Genomic DNA, 20,084 nt, shown 5'->3' with positions numbered 1-20,084 from the left:
TTTTTTTATGCCTTTTGCAAAACCATCGTCACGAAATGCCGTTCGATCGGATGCCCCGTCTTGCTCACGACTTCTTCGAACTGGCGGTCGGTCCTGACGAGATTGAGATCGGTTTGTGAAATACGTTCGGCGACTTCATCGGAACCGTATAAATTGAAAACATAGTCGGTGAACGGCAATTGCGTCATCGAATCCTTCTCGGCGAACGTGAGGCAGAAAATGCCTTTTGGTTTGAGCACGCGTGAGATTTCGGCGAACATCGATATCGGATCGGGCCAGAAATAAAGCGTGTTTACGGAAAAACCTTTTTGGAACGTGGCATCGTTCGCGGGAATTTTAGTTCCGTTGTAAAGCGAGAAATGCGCGTTTTTGAGGGCGCTGTTTTTAGCGATCGCGGCCTCGTGCATCGTTTCGGAAATCTCAAAACCGTCGTACGATATGTCGGCATTTTCAAAGAGTTCCGACACATGCGCGCCGTTTCCCTGTCCGAGTTCAAATACCGAATCACCATTTTCAAGCGCCAGATTTCCGATCGAATTTCTCGTCATCCCGATGTTCGTCTCGTTCATGTTCTCGGCGAGTGCGATTCCGAATTCGCCGTCGGGATGGCTCAATTGGGTGGCGAGATGATGCAATTCTTCGGCGTTCACGGCTGTAATTTTATGAGTTCGGTGGCTACGTTTCCGTTGTCGAGCGTGATCAACCGATAGCCGAAATAATCGGCGTGCGGTTCGACGTCAGGCGTTCCTTTTCTAATTTGGTAGGAAACGGCCGTCGTTTCATATTGCGAGATCGCGCCGGTTCCGGTCTCGTCTTCGGTATGGTAATGTCCGCAAAAAACGAAGATCTCGCGTTGCTGTTGCATAAGGATTTGTTGGACGATCTCTCGATTTTGCAGCGGATATTTGCGATCGACAGGCGTATCGATCTCGAAAATCGGGTGATGCACGAACAGCAGGATTTTGAGGTTCGTCTCTTCAACTTTCTCGCGAAGCCAAGCGAGTTGCGGGTTGCTGAATTCATCGGTCGACGAATCGAGGAAAATATACAGGAAATTGTCGTCGGAGTAACTGTAATACAATTCGGCCAAATCGGGAAATTCGGGGTTCGGGAAATGCGAAAGCAAATCGCCAAGACTGTCGTGGTTGCCCGGAATTACTTTTAGGTTGTCCGAATATTTCCCGAGCGATTTGAAGAAGTCGGCGTAAATCGACTCGTGCCCGATATCGCCTCCGATAATTACCTGATCGACGCCGCGTTTTTCAATATCTTCCAAAATGCGGTCGAAATTTCGCTGCTGGTCGGCTGCGACGGGAAGTTCTTCGGCGAGATGCGAATCGGTAATAAAGGCAATTGTCTTTTTCATGGTAGGGATTTGTTCTTAAATTTAAGGATTTCCGATAAATGTTCATCGTTTCGGTAACTATTTGAGCTGCGGTTCGTTTACTTCGGAAACCGAATTATGCATTGTTTGGAAACCCGGAATCTGTCGCATCGATTTTCGTCATCGGAAGTTATTTTGGACGACATCAACCTAAAAGTCCCTAGCGGCAGCATCTATGGATTTCTTGGCCCGAACGGCGCGGGAAAAACCACGACGCTCAAACTCATTCTCGGGTTGCTCCAAAAACAGCAAGGCGAGATTTTGATTTTCGGAAAAACACTCGAAAAAAACAGGTTCGATATTTTGGGGAACATCGGTTCACTGATTGAAAATCCCTCCATTTACGGGCATTTGACGGCAATCGAAAACCTCGAATTGCTCCAAAAAATCTATCGTTGCCCAAAATCGCGCATTGCCGAAGTGCTGGAACTTGTCGGGCTTTCGAAAACCGGAAACAAGAAAGCCGGACGTTTTTCGCTCGGCATGAAACAACGCCTGAGCATCGCGATTTCGCTTTTACACGATCCGTCGCTTTTGGTTTTGGATGAACCGACGAATGGCCTCGACCCGAACGGAATCCTTGAGATTCGCGAGTTGCTCAAGAAACTCAATTCCGAAATGGGAATTACCGTGATCATTTCAAGCCATTTGTTGCCCGAAATCGAAAAACTCGTTTCTCACGTCGGCATCATCCACAAAGGAAAAATGATGTTCCAAGGCACGCTCGACGAATTGAAATTACAACAGGCGCAGACCGTGAAGACGACGATCGACACGGGCGATAATTTTGGAAGTGTCAGGATTTTGGACGACTTGGGAATTCCGTCGGAGATCGCCGATGGAAAGATCACGCTGCCAAATCTCGATAAGGAAACGATCGCGAAAATCACGGCCGAATTGGTACGTCGGAACATTCCGGTATACGAAATCAGCCTGACGAAAAACGACCTCGAAATGATTTTTATGGACCTGATACAATCTTGATATGATGATGTTTCTACACGTTTTCAATAGCGAATGGCGCAAAAAGAAACGCAGTTTGGCGTCGTGGCTCGTCGTGTTGGGCGCGTTTTTCACACCCGTGATCGTGACGATTGCACGACTCGTGAATTACGAATCCTTGCCCCAAATTTACGCATCGGACCGATTTTGGAACTTACTCTGGAGCAGTTCATGGGAATCGATGGCGATTTTTTTGTTGCCGCTCGGCGTGATTTTGGCCACGAGTCTGGTTACGCAACTCGAATATAAGAACAACACGTGGAAACAAGTCCACACGCTTCCGGTTGGTTTCACGACGATTTTCTTTGCGAAACTTATGGTGATCGTCGTCATGATGCTGCAATTTTTCGTGCTTTTCAACATCGGGATTTATTTGTCGGGCGTTTTGCCGTGTTTGCTGGTTCCCGACATTCCGTATCCGACGCAGCCGATTCCATTCCAATATTTCATTAAGGAGAATGCGTTGTTTTTTATCGATTGCCTGCCGATAATCGCGCTTCAATACCTGATCAGCCTGCAGTTTCGGAATTTTCTCGTTCCCGTGGGCGCAGGATTCGCGTTATGGGTCGGATCGCTCGCGGCCCTGTCATGGAAATTCGGTTACGTGATTCCGTATACGTATGGAATGTTGCATTATTTAAAGGATAATCCGGGTGGGAAAGTGATTTTGCCGTTGGTGAACGTACACGTTCTTGCGGTCGGATATTTCGTTGGGATCACGCTTGTGGGCTACGTCTTATATCGCACGAAAAAGGACAAATCCTAATTGGAAAACGTAACTTTTCGTACCTTGGTTTCACGCCGATTTTGGCAAGAATCCTCTAAAACCAAAGCATGAACAAAGTAATCTGGATTGCACTCGTATTGTTGTCGGGCGCGTTCTTGCCGATACAGGCCGGCCTCAACGCAAAACTTGGAAAAGCCGCCGGAAATCCCGTTTACGCGTCGTTGTTTTCGTTCGCGGTAGGCGCCGTCGGATTGGTCGCATATATCCTGATCACGCGGCAGACCGTTTCGTGGAGCGGAGTAAAAGACGCGCCCGGCTATGTTTGGGCAGGCGGATTACTCGGCGCTTTTTATGTGACGTTCATCCTGCTCGCGTTCCCGAAATTAGGTCCTGGATTGACGTTTGGGCTTGTAGTCGCGGGACAGATGATCGTGTCGGTTTTGCTTGAACATTTTAATATCCTCGTGGCCCAACCCAATCCGATGAGTTTCATGAAACTGCTTGGGATCGCGTTGATCGTGGCTGGTGTCGTCATCATTCGGAAATATTGAAAGCGCGACAAGGTCAAAAATTCAAGAATCTGCAATTGTCGGTTTCGGTGATATTGGTCGTGTCGATCGCGCTTTATTATGGTTTTTATCCGATGGAAATCTTTCCCGGACTTTTCGATTTCAAAGCTGATTCGGACGATTTAAAAGGAATTTTGACTTCGATCATGACGTTGTATTTTGGAATGTCGGCGCTGTGGCTCGTCGGGATTTTCGATGCCGGATTTTGGCGGACCGCGACACTCGTAAATGTCATTTTCATGGCGAGTTTGTCGCTAGGCCGAATTATGGCGATGTTGCTGTACGGATTGCCGTCGGATTGCTTTACAATCGGAACCAGCGCCGAGTTGGTGCTCGCGTTTTGGGGATTTTTGAATTTGCGTAAATACGGTCAGGCAATTGTGTAACTTCGACTCGCGACTCGCGACAAATCAAACATAATCAATCAAATACTCTCATGAAAAATTTTGTCCGATCCTTTGCGGTTGTTGCAATCTTCACGTTTTCGACTTTCGGTTTTGCGCAAAACAGAGAAGTCGATTCCCTGATTTCGAAAATCAGCAACAAAGACGCGTATATCATGTTGGTCAACACGATGTCGGCTCGCGTGAAAGTCGGGCCGGCGACTGAAATAGTTAAAGTCGGAAAACAAGCCACTCCACAATTGATCGACGTACTCGACAGCCAAAACAAAGGCGTCGTCGCGCATTTCATCCTGCTCGAAATATGGAAGGACCAATGGGAAGAACAGACGTGCTGCAACATCAGGACGTCTGGCAATGTCGAGATTTATTTCATAAACGGGCTTGAAATCCGCTACGACGGTGAGAAAATGTATGCGACCGATGTGGCGATGAAGAAGAATAAGGAGTTTTGGATGAAGTTTTGGGCGTAGGAAGGTTCAGGGTTCAGGGTAAATGTACAAGGTGCAAGGTTCAGGGTGCAGAATACATTTGGAAAAAGACAACGTTTCGGGTTACGATTGATCTAGATCAAAACTAAACTTCGTGTCTTCGCGTCTTCGTGCCTTCGTGTTAAAAAAAGTTGCGAAGCAACACACTCAAAAAACAACCCAACCTAATCCATATCCTCAGCTTCCGCCAATTCCGCATCTTCATCGGCGAACACAAAAGCATTGTCCGAAAAGTCCAGGATTTCAGCTTCCGAAACGTATTTCATGATTTCATCAATCCCTTTTTTAAGCCGCAGTTCGGTCGAATACTTACGCGAATTCGCCAACACCAAACCGTCTTTTGATAACCTGAAGTAATATTTTCCGCCCGCGTTCCTGATCTTCGTGAACGCGAACTGCGCCAAATTGGTCTTGATGCCGTCGATCATCGCCTCACAATCGGATTTGTGTTTGCAGCCGATGCTCGTAAAAATCGTCTTTCCCCTGCGCGTCGCGAAAATAAACTTGTAATCGTTGTTGTATCGTTTGCTGATGACGAATGTTCCCATAACTCGATTTGGATTCGGAGCGAAAAATAAGAAAAGCAAACGGCAATGTCGGGCGGGTTCGCGAAAAGTTCTGAACAGAAAAATGTGGAGTTTTCAAATGTCGGAACGAATATGTAACGACTTGTTGGTATTGATTACTAACTGATCGTGACCAACTTATCTTTTATGAAAAACATGTCAAGACGTTCGTTCGTCAATTCGCTCGGAATAGGAGTTGGTGCGGCTGCGGTGATGACGTCGCTTCCGTCGTTTCTGATGCCGCCCGAAAAACAAAAACCCTACGTCGGTAAAAAACTCAATATCGCGCTTTGCGGCCTCGGTTATTACGCACAACTGTTGGCCGCGGGAATCGAAGCATCGCAATATTGCCATCTCGCGGGGATCGTAACCGGAACGCCGTCGAAAGCTGAGAAATGGAAAAAGCAATACCAAATTCCCGACAGCAATAGCTACGACTACGAAAATTTCGACGACATCAAGAACAACAAAGACATCGATCTCGTCTATGTCGTTTTACCCAATGGCCTGCACAAGGAATTCGTGATCCGGTCGGCGCAAGCGGGAAAGCACGTGATTACTGAAAAACCCATGGCGACGTCAGCTGCCGATTGCGAGCAAATGATAAAAGCCTGCACCGACGCCAACGTGCAACTCGCCGTTGGATATCGGTTGCATTTCGAACCGTATCACTTGGAGATGAAACGACTGGGCCAGCAAAAAATATTCGGGCAGGTCCGGTTCATCGAAGCGTCGCTCGGATATAAAACCTACGACATTTTGGATCTGACGAGTGAACCCGACCCGAAAGACTGGCATCTCAATAAAAAATTATCAGGCGGCGGCCCGCTTACCGATCTGGGTATTTATTGCATACAGGCGAGCCGTTATATCTTGGGCGAAGAGCCGATCGCGGTAACGGCCCAATTCGGAGTCATCCACAACAAGAAACGGTTTTCGGAAGTCGAGGAAAGTATCAGCTGGCAAATGGAATTCCCGGGCGGCGCGGTCGCGAATTGCAATACGTCCTGCGGTTTCGACATCGACAGGTTGTTCGTGTCGGCTGATGACGGCAGCTTCGAATTGAGTCCGGGTTTGAGTTACGGGCCTTTCGCGGGGAAAACGTCCAAAGGAGAACTAAAATTCCCCGTGATCAACCAACAGCAGACGCAACTCGACGCCATTGCGAGCGCGCTCTTGGAGAACCGGAAACTTCCAAATCACATTTCGGGCGAAGAAGGTTTGAGGGATTTGCGTGTGATCGATGCGGTTTATAAGGCGGCGAGGAGTGGAAGTAAGGTTTTGTTGGGATGATTGGTTATCGGCTAATTGGTTAGTCGGAAAGTTTTCGTCGTGAAAGATTCACGTGCGCGGCTTTTCATTACCTTTCGTTCATTTATGAAAACACTGACCGTCCGAACCAACAAACCCAGAATATTGTTTTTAACGCTGCTGTTTACGGCTTCGATGTTTTTGGCGGCGGTTGTCATGAATTATCTGTCGCAACGCGAACGGTATTCGTTTGCGCTCATCATCACAATGGTTATCGGGATTCCGCTGTTGGGTTTCGTTTGGTATCAGAATCTTAAGATCGTGACGTCTAAATTGCCCGGATTGATCGTGGATAGCCGCGGCATTGTGGACAATATCAGCTTTTCGAACATCGGTGTGATTTCCTGGCAGCACGTCAAAGGAATCGCGACCGCAACATATTTTTCGTCGACGTTTTACGTTATTTTTCTCGATGATCCGGGTATCGTGACGCGGCGTTTGAGTGGACGGCGGTTGCGGAATGCCAAAAACTCCATTGAAAAATTCGGAAGCCCGTTCGCAATCAACGTAAGCAACCTCAAAATACCCAAGGAAGAATTGCTTGACGCTTTGAACGGCCATCTCGCAAACTGGTCAAAGCAACCGCAATGAACGTTTCCCAAACAGGTAAATTCTACGGACAGACCAACCAAACGATACAGCTCGGCGGCATTACGTTGACCGATACCGAATACACGAACCCTAAAGTCGATTGGCATTATCACGAGAACGCTTACTTCACGTTCATTCTGCAAGGAAATGTAATCGAGGGAAACAAAAAGGAAATTTACGAATGCACGCCCGGGAGTTTGCTGTTCCACAATTGGCAGGAGCCGCATTACAACATCAAACCCGATGGATTTACGCGGGGTTTCCATGTCGAGATCGATCACCGATGGTTCGCCGATTCGATGCTGGACATTTCGAATTTGCAAGGAAGTTTGAATATTTCGCATCCCGATGTCAAGTTGTTGCTCTACAAGATTTTCCGAGAGACGAAGATCGACGATTCCGTGAGCGATGTTTCGGTCCGCAGCTTACTTACCGAAGCATTTTCGCGCCTGACCGAAATCCAACGAACGTACGTGAATCCAAAACCGTCTTGGGTCGCAAAGGTCGACGAAGTATTGCACGACAGGTTTGCCGAACCGATGACGCTCGACTATTTATCGGGCATCGCAAACATTCATCCGGTTCATTTGTCGCGTGATTTTTCAAAGTATTTCGGATGCACTTTGGCCGATTATATCCGGAAGATACGAGTTGAGAAAGCGCTTTCATTGATGCCTGAACGCAATTTGTCGCTGTCGGAGATCGCGCACCGTTGCGGTTTTTTCGACCAAAGCCATTTTATCCGATGCTTCAAGGAACTGAACGGCCTGAATCCCGGTGCTCACAAAAAACTGTTGCGTTAATCCTGTACAATTTTGCGCGCGAACTTTGGCGTAGGTTTGCAACTCATCAGTAAATCAAAAAATGAGAACAGCCACATTTCTATTCGTCGTCCTTTTCGGGATTTCAAGTTACGCGCAAAAAGATCTTTTTACGGTCGATGAGATTTCGGATCCGCTGCACAAGGCGAACATGGGCAAGGTAATTTTCACCGACGGAAATATTCCGCCCGACAAGCTTTCCAATTCCGATTTCCTGACGTCGTTCCATCTCAAGCGCAAATCCAATCTGAACATCCGGGTTTTCATGGCCAATTCGGTCACGAACTACCTGCGCGAATTGGCTCCCGATCTTCCGACCGAGAAATTGCTCAAATCGGGCAACCTTCAATTTTCGTTTTATGTGGACGACGTCTTGATTTATGTAGAAAATATCCATCACGGCTGCAATTTCGGGTCGTCGGTAAACAAGAATACCGCGACGACATTCCGCGTTCCGCTCACGAGTTCGAAAGGCGAGGATTGGTGGGCGATGTATATGTTCGACCGATTCAAGGCGAACGGAGGCGATAAGGCGCTGACCGACGGCACGCACAATTTCAAGCTCGAAATCCGTCCTTATATAAGATTAAGTGAAACGTCGGACCCGAAAGTCGGCGAATTGATCGCGCAAGGAAAACTCGAACTCATTGTCAAGACGCCCGCGATCACGCGAGACCAGATCGCCGTCCAGAACATCGCTCCGAACAGCGGTTGGGAAATCTCGAAATTGCCGTTCGACAAAGCGAAAATCGAAGCCATGAACACCGAAATCGCGAAATTCAACCTCAAGGAAATCACAAGTGTCGTCGTGATCCGGGAAGGAAAATTGATGCTTGAGGAATATTTCAACGATGCGCAAAGAAGCACTTTGCACGATACGCGATCGGCGGGAAAATCGTTCGCATCGACGTTGATGGGAATGGCGATTCGTGACGGTTTCATCAAAAGCGAAAATCAAAAACTCCGCGAATTTTATGATTTGAAGAAATTCGCGAACTATTCTGAAGCGAAGGAAAACGTGACGATTAAGGATTTGCTTACGATGAGTTCGGCGTTCATGGGTTCGGATTCCGACGGGGATTCGCCAGGAAATGAAGAAAACATGTATCCGACCGACAATTGGGTGAAATTCACATTGGACTTGCCGATGGATTCCACAAAAACCAACGGCGCAAAATGGGATTATTTCACGGCCGGTGTCGTGCTGCTCGGCGACATCCTAAACAAATCGATTCCCGGCGGACTCGAGAAATACGCGAGCGAAAAGTTATTCAGACCGTTGGGAATTTCAGACTACCAATGGCAGTTCACGCCCCAACAGGTTCCGAATACCGCGGGAAGCCTGCAGATGACTTCCCTCGATTATGCGAAATACGCCCAACTTTACAAAGGCGACGGCAAATGGAACGGCAAAAAAATCCTGCCGAAAGACTGGGTCAGGAAAACGATGACGCGGCAAATCCGGATCACCGAACGCGACAATCAGTTTTACGGTTATCTGTTTTGGAACAAATCGTTCGATTATCACGGGAAAAAGTACGACGCTTTCTATTGCGCCGGAAATGGCGGAAACGAATTCATCGTTTTCACCGAACTCCCGATCGTCGTCATCGTAACCGCAAAAGCCTACAACAAACCGTACGCCCATGCGCAAGCCGAGTCGATCGTCAACGATTATATTTTACCTGCGATCCTGGACTAGGAGTCTACTCACGGCAAACGTCCTGAAATAAGTGTGAGGGTTTTTTCAAAAATAAATTTTACTCACAAAATCTGTGAGGGTTTCTAAAATTCAAAATTTTCCACACATCTTCAACCTCCTCAAAAAAGCCATCAATAACTTCGCGCCTTCGTAGCTTCGTACCTTCCTGCTTTTTTTCCTGCCTTTCTTCGTGCCTTCGTGCCTTCGTGTCAAAAAAAAGTTGCGAAGCAACCCCCAAAAGTTGCGAAGCAACCCAAAAACTTGCAAAGCAACCCAAAAAAACTTACGAAACAACAAAACAAAACATCACCAAGCTCCAAAGCAAAAAAAAACCGGTAATAAGTTTCCCAATCACCGGCCCCTTTTTAAAAAGTCTGCAAATTTATCTTCGCCGTCGCCGACGTAGTAAATGTTTTCTTAAGCGTCGCGCCCGTCAACGAATACGTTCCGCCCGTATACAATCCCCAGGTCGTCGTGCCGCCAACGAAACTTCCGCCCGTATAGCTTCCTCCGAAGTATACTTTATACTGCGTGCTCTGCGCCAAAGCCGGGCTCGAGAAATGAAAATAGTATACCGCGTTTTTCGGTTTGAACGTCACCATCTCAGTTCCCGCCGCGTTCTCGATATGCAAAACCGATGTCGCCGGAAGTTGCGCCGATGATTTCAAGAACATATTCACCTGGGACGAAGCCGCCCCGAAGTTCGGAGTCATCTGTGAATTCGAACCCGCCGCGATCAAAATACCGCCGTTCATCAAAAACGTCCCGTTGAAATCCAAACCTTCTTCAGGCCCGTTTGTGACGCCGTTCACGATGGTCGTTCCGCCGGTTATGGTGATGTTTCCGTTGCTGTCGATCGCGTCGGATCCGGTTGCGATCACGATGCCGCCCGTAATGTACAAATGGCTGCCGTCGTTTCCTTCAGCGCCGCCCGTTACCGTTCCGTACGTCGCGTTGATGCCGTCGTTCGAGGCCGTGATGTTCGATGTTCCGCCGTTGAACGTGATGATCGGAGCTTCGACGCCTTCGCCGACGCCCGACGTGGTCGAGATCGCTGAAATCGTATTCGTTCCGCCGTTTACGGTTACCGCCGTATCCGAATGCACGCCGTCATCGCTCGAATTGATCGTGTTCGTTCCGCTGTTGATCGTGACTACGCCGGCCGCCACGATCGTTTTCGCATGGCTGTAATCAGTTCCTGAAACGAGGAAACGCGCTCCGGTCGTCGTGATGTTCAGCGTTGGGCTTGTCGTTGTGGTTCCGATCGTGATCGCGCCATCGGCCTTCAATCCTTTTCCGCCCGTTCCCGAACTGTTCGTGGTTACGGTTCCGCCATTGATCGTGATGAAAGTGTCCGACGAGAACGCCGCCGATGAATACGAATCCGTCGTTCCGTTCGCGTTCACATAAGTCGCTCCGTTTCCGGCGTTCGTGATCGAGACGTTTCCGCCGTTCACGGTAATTCCAGTGTCCGATGAAAGTCCTTTCGCGCCTTTTGCAACCGATGTTCCCGTGATCGTGATCGTGCCGCTGTTGACCGTGATGCTGCCATCGGTTTTGACGCCTGTCGGATAGGACGGATCGAAACCGCTGCCCGAAGCCGAAAGCACTGTCGCGCCCGAAAGTGAAATCGTAGTCGTGCCGCCTGAGAAAACCACGTTTCCGTCGGCTTTGATTCCTTTGCCCGCCGCGCCTGAATTTGTGATCCCGATTAGGGACGAACCTGAAATATTGATGTTCGTATCCGACGAAATCGCTTTTCCGTCGGTGCCCGAATTCGCAAGCGTAAACGTTCCGCCTGAGATGTTGATGTTCGTGTCGGACGTGAAACCCGACGTCGAAAATGTGTCGGCGACTCCGGTCGTATTCGTGTAACTTCCACCATTTCCTGCGGTTGAAACCGTGAAGTTTCCGCCTGAGATGTTGATTTCGCCATCGGCCGAGAACGCCTTTCCGCCATCGGCGCCTGACAGGGCATTCACGTTGAACGTTCCGCCCGTGATGATGATCTGGGCGTCGGTCTTGAACGCGCTGGAGTACGACGGATCGAACCCGCTGTCGGCCGCCGTCAATACTGTCGCGCCTGAAATCGTAATGCCGAAAGATCCGTTGCTGATCGAGATATTTCCTTTCGCGCTGATGGCTTTGGATTGCGCGCCCGAAACCGTCATGTTGATCGTGCCGCCGGTAATCGTAATCGTGTTCGTTCCCGTCTTTATGCCTTTTACGTCGGCTGCGGTCGAAGTGACGTTGATCGTGCCGCCGCTGATCGCGATTGCTCCGTTTCCTGCATCGATGCCGTCGCCCAAAGACAATGTTACGGTTGCCGTGCCTGCGGTTTGGGTGTAACCTTCAGAGTGGAAACCATCGGAAACAGCTGACGAAATCGTGGTCGTTCCGCCGTTGATCGCGATTGTTGAGGAAGTGTTGACGCCGTGTTTTTTCAATGCGCTGACGAGAAGCGTTCCGCTGTTTGCGATGACGATCGGGCCGTCGGTGGTGATAGTGCCGTTTTTGGTGCTCGCGGTTCCATCAGACAACATATTGGTCGTTCCCGAAGTCAGTAAGATGTTCGTGGTTTTCGCGCCCGTGATGTTGAACGCCGCGCCGCTCGGATTCGTAAGCGTCAAATTGTTGAGCACGAGATTCACGTCTTTGTCGGTCGCCATCGTCAGGCTTCCATTGGCCGACGCACCCAAAATGTTATACTCGAGGTTGTCGATGCCCGATGTCGCGGCGACGGTCACGGTTCCGGCGGCGGCCGTGATATTCACGCCTGAATTTGCATACGGATTGATGATTGTCGCGTTGTCGGTTCCGTTATAGATGATATAGATTTTATCGAGGTTGACCGCGCTTCCCGTAAACGTCAAACTGTCGATGAGCGTTTTTTGGATGTTGAGCGTATTCGCGTCGCCTGAAATCTTGAATTTCGCGTAGGTGTTGTCGAGTTTGATGCTGTCGACCGATGTCAATTCCTTGGCGTACATCGTGTTTCCCGAATTGTGCACTCGGACTTTTTGTTGGGCCAACGAGACATTCGCCACTAAAAACAGCGCTATAAGTAAAAATATCCGTCTCATTTTTTGCTGAATTTAATGGTTGCGCCGTTTACCTGAACGAGGTAAAGTCCTGATGATAAGTTCGAAACGTCGATGTCTTCTCCTGATTGATACGAACCTTGCAGCATCAATTGGCCTGTCATAGAATAAATTTTCGTGGCCAAAGTTTCGCCTGAATCCGATTTGATGCGGATCGCGTCCGAGCTCGGGTTAGGGTAGATCACAAGGTTGGTTTTGTTTTGCCCGAACGTCGAGGCTGCGAGTGCGTTTGAGAATACGATTTTCCTAATGATGCTTACGGGGATCGTCGTCGGAGTAGCCGCAACATCGGTCTTTACATACAAATTGTCTGACTCGAAATAGAGTTTTCCCGCCGAGGCGACGTTGAAACCCTGGGTCGTGCCGTCGTAATACATTACCGTAACTCCAGTTTGCGCATACGAAAATGTGCAAAGTAAGAGCAACAGCAATCCTGAAATGTGTCGAAGTGTTGTCATAGTGTTAGTTTAATGTGCAAAAAAGGTTAATTCTCGTGGGTAATAAAAAAAAGTGAGGTGTTTGATTGGATTGTTGAGGTAAAAGGCAGGGATAAAACAGTTGTGTCAATTTGCGATTTGAAAGGATTTATTTCTTATCGTTTTGTCTCAATTTTTATGATTTGAATTTCAGCATATTAACTGATTTGTACCGATTCGACGCTTTCCAGTTTGTGATTTCCACAATAACAAATATTCGCAGCCTATCGAGTTTAATATCGAATCCTGTTAAATTATTTCTTATGTTTACTTTAATGGAAAAGTAAAGCAAGCTCCCAAACTGCCTAATTTATTACGTTATCATATACTTGAAAAATGAGTGAATCGAAAAAAGTCGTGTACGACGTAGGCATGCACAGGGGAGAAGACACCGATTTCTACCTGAAGAAAGGATTTAAAGTTATTGCATTCGAAGCCGATCCCGATCTGGCCGAATCATGTCGGAAGCGGTTCTCGGAACATTTGAAATCCAATCAACTCACGATCGTCGAAGGTGCGATCGTCGATATGGAACGATATAAAGGCCAGGACAAGATCCGGTTTTTCAAGAATACCGTGACGAGCGTCTGGGGAACCGTCGTTGACGATTGGGCCGAACGAAACAACAAGTTGGGCGCGCAAAGCGAGATCATCGAGGTGCCGATCGTCGATTTTTCAGAATGTCTGAAAACACACGGGATTCCGTATTATCTCAAGATCGATATCGAAGGCATGGACGTGATCTGCCTGAAAGCGTTGCGCAATTTCGTTGAACGACCCGAATATATTTCCATAGAGTCTGAGAAAGTGTCGTTCGAAAAACTCACCGAGGAATTCAACATATTCAAGGAACTCGGCTACGACACGTTCCAGATCGTGAACCAAACCAAGATCACCTCGAACAGGGAGCCGCGAAATTCGTCTGAAGGATCGTTCGCCGATTACAAATTCCTCAAAGGCGCGACCGGTTTATTCGGAACCGACCTAAAAAGGAATGCATGGCAGTCACATGAGAAATCCATGAGCCGCTACCGCACGATTTTCAAAGGCTACAGATTACTTGGCGATGACGCGCCGGTAAACAAATTTTTTCTGGGACGCGTCGTTTCAAAATCGATGAACCGGTTATTCGGGATTCCCGGCTGGTACGACACGCATGCAAAACATTCATCGGTGAAATCATAACCGATTTCTAAAATAAAAAACCCCGAAAACAATGTCTTCGGGGTTTTTGTTTAGCTATTACGAATTTATCGCTTTATCACTTTTATGGTCTTCGAAGCGTTATCGGCTTCAACTTTCACCAAATACGTCCCGGCAGGCAATCCCGACATATCGAGTTGGGTCGCGCTCGCGTTTACGTTTTTGGTCATCACTTGCTGTCCGATCATGTTGAAGACTTCGACTGATTTGAAATCGGTCGTGTATCCGATGTTCAGGATGTCGGTCACAGGATTCGGATAAATCTCGAATTTCGAATGTGCGAAATCTCCAACTCCCAATTGCGTAACCGTGATACAGCTTGACATCACCGAGCAATCGCCCAACGTGATCTCGACCTTGTAATCGCCAACGACCGTCGGGGTGAACGTCTGGTCGGTTTCACCTGAAAGCAACGTATCCGGACATTGGTACCATTGGTACGTCGCGCCCGTTTCAGTCGCCGTTACGACACCGTTGTCTTGTGTCAAGCCCGCATTTGGAGTCGGGTTCACCGTAATTGTCATAACTGCCGATGTAGCCGAAGTACAGCCGCCGTTCGTCACTGAAACGGAGTACGGTCCTTCGTTGGAAACCGTGATCGATTGCGTCGTCGCACCGTTTGACCATGTGTTTCCTGTGGCCGATGATGACGTCAACGTGACGCTTCCGCCTTGGCAGATCGTCGTAGAACCCGATGCTGAAACCGTCGGAGTCGCAGGAATCGCATTGACCGTAATTGTCGTCGATGCCGATGTTGCCGACGTACAGCTTCCGTTGCTTACCGAAACCGAATATGTTCCTTCATTTGAAACCGTGATAGATTGTGTCGTCGCACCGTTTGACCATGTGTTTCCTGTGGCCGATGATGATGTCAGCGTAACGCTTCCGCCTTGGCAGATTGTCGTCGAACCCGATGCTGAAACCGTCGGAGTCGCAGGAATCGCGTTGACCGTAACTGTCGTCGATGCCGACGTTGCCGACGTACAGCTTCCGTTGCTCAGCGAAACCGAATACGTTCCGCCAGTCGAAACCGTGATCGATTGTGTCGTCGCACCGTTTGACCATGTGTTTCCTGTGGCCGATGATGATGTCAACGTAACGCTTCCGCCTTGGCAGATCGTCGTAGCGCCCGATGCTGAAACCGTCGGAGTCGCAGGAGTCGGATTTACAGTAACCGTAATTCCAGCCAATCCAGCCGATGAACAACTACCGTTCGAAACATAAACCGTGTAGGTTCCTTCATTCGAAACCGTGATCGATTGTGTCGTCGCACCGTTCGACCAAATATTTCCCGTTGCCGATGAAGATGTCAACGTCACGCTTGCGCCTTGGCAGATCGTCGTCGAGCCTGAAGCGGAGATCGTCGGGGTCGCCGGGGTCGGATTTACAGTAACCGTGGTTCCCGCCGATGTAGCCGATGAACAACCGCCGTTCGTTACCGAAACCGTGTAAGTTCCTTCACTTGAAACCGTGATCGATTGTGTCGTCGCACCGTTCGACCAGATATTTCCCGTTGCCGATGAAGATGTCAATGTAACGTTTCCGCCTTGGCAAATGGTCGTCGAGCCTGAAGCTGAGATCGTCGGGGTCGCAGGAATCGGATTTACAGTAACCGTAATTCCAGCCACTGCAGCCGAAGAACAACTGCCGTTCGATACATAAACCGTGTAGGTTCCCGAATTCGAAACCGTGATCGATTGTGTCGTCGCACCGTTCGACCAGATATTTCCTGTCGCCGATGAAGATGTCAACGTCACGCTTCCGCCCTGGCAGAAAGTCGTTGCTCCTGAAGTTGAAACCGTCGGAGTCGCAGGCAATGGAGTTACCGTTACCGTTGTTGTTGCCGATGAGGCTGATGTGCACGAGCCGTTGTCAACCGAAACTGAATATGTTCCCGAAGTCGAAACCGTAATTGATTGTGTCGTCGCGCCGTTCGACCAAACGTTTCCGCTTGTTGCCGATGAAGTCAACGTCACGCTTCCGCCTTGGCAGAAAGTCGTTGCTCCTGAAGCAGAAACCGTCGGAGTTGTCGGAACCGGATTTACCGTTACAGTCGTTCCCGCCGAAGTTGCCGATCCGCAGCTTGAGCCCGAAACCGAAACCGTAAACGTTCCCGAAGTGGAAACCGTGATCGATTGCGTCGTTGCTCCGTTCGACCAAGTATTTCCCGTAGCCGATGATGAAGTCAACGTTACACTTCCGCCTTGACAGAAAGTAGTCGTGCCTGAAGCCGTGATCGTCGGAGTTGTCGCAGCTGGGTTTACGGTAACTTCAATGCCGTCTGAAGTGGCCGAAGTACAAGTTCCGTTATTGACCGAAACGGTGTATGTTCCCGAAGTCGTAACCGTGATGAATTGCGTCGTCGCACCGTTTGACCAAACGTTTCCGCTCGACGCCGATGAAATCAAAATTACGCTTCCGCCTTGGCAGAACGTCGTCGGTCCTGTAGCCGTGATCGTTGGCGTTGCAGGCGCCGGATTTACAGTTACAGTTGTTCCCGCCGAAGATGCAGAATTACAAGTTCCGTTGTTGAATACGACTGAATAGGTTCCCGATGTTGAAACCGTGATCGATTGTGTCGTCGCTCCGTTCGACCAGGTATTTCCTGTCGCCGATGATGAAGTCAATGTTACGCTCGCGCCTTGGCAGAAAGTTGTTGCGCCCGAAGCGGTAACCGTCGGAGCAGCGGGAGCCGGAATGATCGAAATCACAGTTGCCGCCGATGCCGCCGATGTACACGTTCCGTTGTTCACAGAAACCGTGTAAGAACCGGCCGCCGTAACGGTGATCGATTGTGTCGTCGCACCTGTCGACCAAACGTTTCCGGTCGTTGCCGATGAAGTCAACGTTACGCTTGAACCTTGACAGAACGTCGTCGCGCCCGAAGCGGTAATCGTCGGAACAGTAGCCGAGAATGTCGCGCTGATCGAATGATTCGCGTTTACGTTCGAGAATGTATAGGTTGTGATCGCGCCTTGTGAAACGCCGTCGACCAAAACGTCGGCAACAGCATACGCACAGTTTGGCGTGATCGTGAATGTTTGGTTTCCGTTCGTCGGTACACTTGTCGTCCCAACAGGAGAAATCGTTCCGTTTGTTCCGGCCGATGCTGAGATTATGAAACCAGCCACGTTGCTTTCGCTCGCGCCCGGTGTCGGAGTCAATGGATTTCTAGGTAAGCAATCGAAGTCGTTCGTAACACTTGCAATTGGAGTTCCGATGCCGTCGATTGTCGGGTTGCTTCCGGCTACAAGGTGTAAATCATTTTGGGATACGAATACCGGTTGTACCTGGATGGAACTTGCATCTTTTCCTGAAACCGCTTGCCAGGCCGCAAGATTTGCGTGAGCCGTTCCCACTGTAGTCGAAAGGCCGCCCGAGCGGAATCCGCCAGCCTGGGCGCCGCCTATGTAAAACACGTTATTGTCGGAAACCAAATTGTTGAAGGTCGAACTCAACGTTCCGAAAGCGTAGGTTTTCGTGTTGGCCGTTCCGGTTGCGATTTGCGTGGTCGAAATCACGTTGTTTCTCATTTCCAACGATGGATCAAGACCTGAAAGCGCGATACCGTAACTTGGCGATTGGATCGTTTGATTCCCGCGGTCGCCGTAAAGATTAATCGTGTTGTTGTAGAGTTTCGTCACCGATGCAACTGCTCCGGTTACCCAAATTCCCGCCGTATAGTAATTGCCTTGAGACAAACCCGATACGTTGCTGACCATGTTATTCTGAACAATATTCGGATTGCCCGTCGATGTTCCGGAAACCCCGATACCGACCGCAGATCCGCCAAATGTTGTCGTATTCAAAACGCCGGTAACCCAGTTGTTGGACACCATCGCGCCGCTGATTCCGCCACTTGCTACGCTTGGAGAATACGCTGATCCCGCGCCGATTGCTATACCTACGTTTTCACTCGCGTCGCTTCCGTTCAGATTGGCGATGTTGACTTTGTTGAATGTTACCTGTGGGTTGATCTCGTTGGAAATAACAATGCCATATCGGGAAACCCTCTCAGCTCCTGTAGCCGACACGTCATTTTGGGTGATTACCAAGTTGGTGTTTTGGTTCGAAGTGCTCACGCCTGCAGCAGAAATACCGATCGATGCTTTTTTGACCGAACAATTCTCAATGCGCATGTTTTCATTGTGCGCCGTCGACGGAACTGCAATCGAGTTCGGAAACACGCGGTACATAATGCCGTATCCACTGTTGGGCGAATATCCGATGACATTAACGTTTTTGACGGTGATGTTGTTGGCTCCGTCGGCGGCTGATTGGAACAAGATTCCAGATGTTGTCCCGACAGAATTACTCACGATCGTAAGTTGACGCAATGACGCGTCGCCGCCCACTGTACAGCTTGCAGCGGTTGCTCCGGTAAGCGATCCGTTGATGGTAACGTTGTCGGTGCCGTCAAATCGGAGAAGCCCGAAATTGGCCGTCGTGCTCAACTGACCTGTAATTGTTCTTGCCGCGCCGACAGGTTGGATCAAAACGGAATGTCCACCGGCGATTTGGTTAAGCGCGTAATTTCCGGTTTCTCCGGTAATGTCCGAGATGATGTTGATGGTGATCGGTGCCGAAACGCCGTCAACACTTGTATTGATCGCCTGGAAAATACCGCCTGCGTTTGTCAGGGATGTAAAATTACCTCCGACTCCGACAGTGTACGTGCCTTGCATCGGAGCCAAAACATTCGTAATGCTCAAAACCATAGGATTCGTGCCTACCAATGGAGCGCCTTGTGCATCTGAAAGCGTGATGTTGACGGTTTCGTTATTGTCGGGTACAAAGTCGGCCAAAGTTGTTACCGGAAACGATTTTGGTGCCATGTCTCCGTCGGCCCAAGTCAAAGTTCCCGAAGTCGCAATGTAGTCTGATCCCGCGATTGCAGTGCCGTCGCTTGTGGCATAATTTATTGAAACCGCTCCCGTAGATCCGCCATGACGGTAAACGGTGATGTTTTTGGTGCGGTTCTCAAGCATGGAATCCGCAGGATATTCCCACGAAAGCGAGCCGGTCGCGCCTGCCGCGTTGTATAAGATCTGGATGTTCGGCCTGGAGCTGATGACTGTCCCGTTGCCCGGATAAGTAGGCGCGATGTTGCTGTTCCAGGTTTGGGTGCGATTTGAAGATGTCGACCATCTGAAGAGTTTGTCTGCCGAGCCCAAGTAATCGTCGGCGCTGTAAGACGATACCAACACCTGAAGATTCGAGCCGGTATATTCGAAAGGCGTGGTGAAATTGAGCGTAATCCATTTTCCGGCCGCAACGTCATCGGGCGTGATATTTCCGCCATAAACGTAGGTCGAGCCTACATACGTCGAGTTGTAAATGCCAGCCGTATATGTGCTGTTTGATACATTTTTCAATGATACTCCGATCGGAACGGTTGTCGCCGTGTAATTGGTCTCGACGAAATAACGCACTCCGGTGATCGTCGATCCGTTGGGGATGTTCATATCCGAAGCCAAATAAATCGAAGCCGTTTCGGCATAGCCATATTGCGCTCCGATAGGACGGTTATTCGTTGAAGAGAATGCGTTCGTCGCCGGAATCGTCAATTGGGCCGAAAGCGAATGGCTTAGTAAAATTGCCATCACGGTGAACAAGAACTTCCGTAAGAGAACCTGCGTCCTAAAATTGTAGTTGTTTTTCAAGATAAATGATTTAGTTAAAGAGAGTTACGTTTTTATTTGTCTGCTGTAAGATTTTTTCTATAAAATCGACGCCAAA

The 20,084-nt window shown here is 49.1% G+C and carries 16 protein-coding genes; 10 read left to right on the top strand and 6 right to left on the bottom strand.

Annotated elements, in window-relative coordinates:
- Nucleotides 1–5 precede the first annotated feature (5 nt).
- Both EOO50_RS07800 and EOO50_RS07795 read right to left on the bottom strand, forming a co-directional pair.
- On the bottom strand, nt 6–650 hold the full coding sequence (locus tag EOO50_RS07800) for a class I SAM-dependent methyltransferase (RefSeq protein WP_290839067.1): 645 nt from the start codon (nt 648–650) through the stop codon (nt 6–8).
- Nucleotides 647–1,366, bottom strand: a complete 720-nt coding sequence (locus EOO50_RS07795) for a metallophosphoesterase (RefSeq protein WP_290839066.1) — start codon at nt 1,364–1,366, stop codon at nt 647–649. The genes EOO50_RS07800 and EOO50_RS07795 overlap by 4 nt, the downstream gene beginning before the upstream one ends.
- A gap of 96 nt (nt 1,367–1,462) precedes the next feature.
- On the opposite strand from EOO50_RS07795, the gene EOO50_RS07790 reads away from it, so the two are divergent.
- The 5 genes from EOO50_RS07790 (at nt 1,463) to EOO50_RS07770 (ending at nt 4,556) form a co-directional block, all read left to right on the top strand.
- Nucleotides 1,463–2,368 carry an ABC transporter ATP-binding protein gene (locus EOO50_RS07790; RefSeq protein WP_290839065.1) on the top strand — a complete coding sequence of 302 codons (906 nt, stop codon included), beginning with the start codon at nt 1,463–1,465 and terminating at the stop codon, nt 2,366–2,368.
- 4 nt (nt 2,369–2,372) lie between these two features.
- The gene (locus EOO50_RS07785) at nt 2,373–3,152 is read left to right on the top strand and encodes an ABC transporter permease (RefSeq protein ID WP_290839063.1); all 780 of its coding nucleotides are present in this window, start codon (nt 2,373–2,375) and stop codon (nt 3,150–3,152) included.
- 68 nt (nt 3,153–3,220) lie between these two features.
- Nucleotides 3,221–3,664: a DMT family transporter gene (locus EOO50_RS07780; RefSeq protein WP_290839062.1), complete on the top strand. Its 444-nt coding sequence runs from the start codon at nt 3,221–3,223 to the stop codon at nt 3,662–3,664.
- On the top strand, nt 3,661–4,068 hold the full coding sequence (locus tag EOO50_RS07775) for a DUF4345 domain-containing protein (RefSeq protein ID WP_290839061.1): 408 nt from the start codon (nt 3,661–3,663) through the stop codon (nt 4,066–4,068). Before EOO50_RS07780 ends, EOO50_RS07775 begins: the two co-directional genes overlap by 4 nt.
- Nucleotides 4,069–4,118: 50 nt before the next feature.
- Nucleotides 4,119–4,556, top strand: a complete 438-nt coding sequence (locus EOO50_RS07770; protein ID WP_290839060.1) for a hypothetical protein — start codon at nt 4,119–4,121, stop codon at nt 4,554–4,556.
- A gap of 182 nt (nt 4,557–4,738) precedes the next feature.
- Here EOO50_RS07770 and EOO50_RS07765 read toward each other — a convergent pair whose 3' ends face one another.
- Nucleotides 4,739–5,122 (bottom strand): YegP family protein, encoded by a 384-nt coding sequence (locus EOO50_RS07765; RefSeq protein ID WP_290839059.1) that lies wholly within the window; start codon nt 5,120–5,122, stop codon nt 4,739–4,741.
- A gap of 165 nt (nt 5,123–5,287) precedes the next feature.
- Here EOO50_RS07765 and EOO50_RS07760 point away from each other — a divergent pair, with 165 nt between their 5' ends.
- From EOO50_RS07760 to EOO50_RS07745, 4 genes are all read left to right on the top strand, one after another.
- On the top strand, nt 5,288–6,433 hold the full coding sequence (locus tag EOO50_RS07760; RefSeq protein ID WP_290839057.1) for a Gfo/Idh/MocA family oxidoreductase: 1,146 nt from the start codon (nt 5,288–5,290) through the stop codon (nt 6,431–6,433).
- 84 nt (nt 6,434–6,517) lie between these two features.
- Nucleotides 6,518–7,042 carry an STM3941 family protein gene (locus EOO50_RS07755; protein ID WP_290839056.1) on the top strand — a complete coding sequence of 175 codons (525 nt, stop codon included), beginning with the start codon at nt 6,518–6,520 and terminating at the stop codon, nt 7,040–7,042.
- Nucleotides 7,039–7,845, top strand: coding sequence for an AraC family transcriptional regulator (locus EOO50_RS07750; RefSeq protein ID WP_290839054.1), 807 nt, complete (start codon nt 7,039–7,041; stop codon nt 7,843–7,845). The genes EOO50_RS07755 and EOO50_RS07750 overlap by 4 nt, the downstream gene beginning before the upstream one ends.
- Before the next feature lie 61 nt (nt 7,846–7,906).
- Entirely contained in the window at nt 7,907–9,565 is a 1,659-nt protein-coding gene (locus EOO50_RS07745) for a serine hydrolase (RefSeq protein ID WP_290839053.1), read from the top strand.
- 365 nt (nt 9,566–9,930) lie between these two features.
- Here EOO50_RS07745 and EOO50_RS07740 read toward each other — a convergent pair whose 3' ends face one another.
- Together EOO50_RS07740 and EOO50_RS07735 are read right to left on the bottom strand one after the other, a co-directional pair.
- Complete coding sequence (locus tag EOO50_RS07740) at nt 9,931–12,648, bottom strand: carbohydrate-binding domain-containing protein (RefSeq protein ID WP_290839052.1); 2,718 nt, start codon at nt 12,646–12,648, stop codon at nt 9,931–9,933.
- The gene (locus EOO50_RS07735; protein ID WP_290839051.1) at nt 12,645–13,124 is read right to left on the bottom strand and encodes a T9SS type A sorting domain-containing protein; all 480 of its coding nucleotides are present in this window, start codon (nt 13,122–13,124) and stop codon (nt 12,645–12,647) included. The genes EOO50_RS07740 and EOO50_RS07735 overlap by 4 nt, the downstream gene beginning before the upstream one ends.
- A gap of 354 nt (nt 13,125–13,478) precedes the next feature.
- Between EOO50_RS07735 and EOO50_RS07730 the strand changes: the two genes are divergently transcribed.
- Entirely contained in the window at nt 13,479–14,327 is an 849-nt protein-coding gene (locus EOO50_RS07730; RefSeq protein WP_290839046.1) for an FkbM family methyltransferase, read from the top strand.
- Between the two features lie 65 nt (nt 14,328–14,392).
- Here the strand turns inward: EOO50_RS07730 and EOO50_RS07725 are convergent, their stop codons facing one another.
- A complete protein-coding gene (locus EOO50_RS07725) occupies nt 14,393–20,008 on the bottom strand; it encodes a T9SS type A sorting domain-containing protein (RefSeq protein WP_290839044.1) in 5,616 nt (1,871 codons plus the stop codon).
- Between the last annotated feature and the right edge of the window lie 76 nt (nt 20,009–20,084).

Origin of the sequence: Flavobacterium sp. (assembly GCF_004211145.1) — a bacterium.
In the GTDB taxonomy this organism is placed as follows: Bacteria; Bacteroidota; Bacteroidia; order Flavobacteriales; family Flavobacteriaceae; genus Flavobacterium.
This window is presented reverse-complemented; position numbering and strand designations above follow the sequence as displayed.

Excerpts from the sequence above, each read along its gene's own strand:
- EOO50_RS07765 (WP_290839059.1), bottom strand. The coding sequence starts at position 5,122 with ATGGGAACATTCGTCATCAGCAAACGATACAACAACGATTACAAGTTT.
- EOO50_RS07730 (WP_290839046.1), top strand. The coding sequence starts at position 13,479 with ATGAGTGAATCGAAAAAAGTCGTGTACGACGTAGGCATGCACAGGGGA.
- EOO50_RS07750 (WP_290839054.1), top strand. The coding sequence starts at position 7,039 with ATGAACGTTTCCCAAACAGGTAAATTCTACGGACAGACCAACCAAACG.
- EOO50_RS07745 (WP_290839053.1), top strand. The coding sequence starts at position 7,907 with ATGAGAACAGCCACATTTCTATTCGTCGTCCTTTTCGGGATTTCAAGT.
- EOO50_RS07755 (WP_290839056.1), top strand. The coding sequence starts at position 6,518 with ATGAAAACACTGACCGTCCGAACCAACAAACCCAGAATATTGTTTTTA.
- EOO50_RS07735 (WP_290839051.1), bottom strand. The coding sequence starts at position 13,124 with ATGACAACACTTCGACACATTTCAGGATTGCTGTTGCTCTTACTTTGC.
- EOO50_RS07785 (WP_290839063.1), top strand. The coding sequence starts at position 2,373 with ATGATGTTTCTACACGTTTTCAATAGCGAATGGCGCAAAAAGAAACGC.
- EOO50_RS07780 (WP_290839062.1), top strand. The coding sequence starts at position 3,221 with ATGAACAAAGTAATCTGGATTGCACTCGTATTGTTGTCGGGCGCGTTC.
- EOO50_RS07740 (WP_290839052.1), bottom strand. The coding sequence starts at position 12,648 with ATGAGACGGATATTTTTACTTATAGCGCTGTTTTTAGTGGCGAATGTC.
- EOO50_RS07795 (WP_290839066.1), bottom strand. The coding sequence starts at position 1,366 with ATGAAAAAGACAATTGCCTTTATTACCGATTCGCATCTCGCCGAAGAA.
- EOO50_RS07770 (WP_290839060.1), top strand. The coding sequence starts at position 4,119 with ATGAAAAATTTTGTCCGATCCTTTGCGGTTGTTGCAATCTTCACGTTT.
- EOO50_RS07790 (WP_290839065.1), top strand. The coding sequence starts at position 1,463 with ATGCATTGTTTGGAAACCCGGAATCTGTCGCATCGATTTTCGTCATCG.
- EOO50_RS07760 (WP_290839057.1), top strand. The coding sequence starts at position 5,288 with ATGAAAAACATGTCAAGACGTTCGTTCGTCAATTCGCTCGGAATAGGA.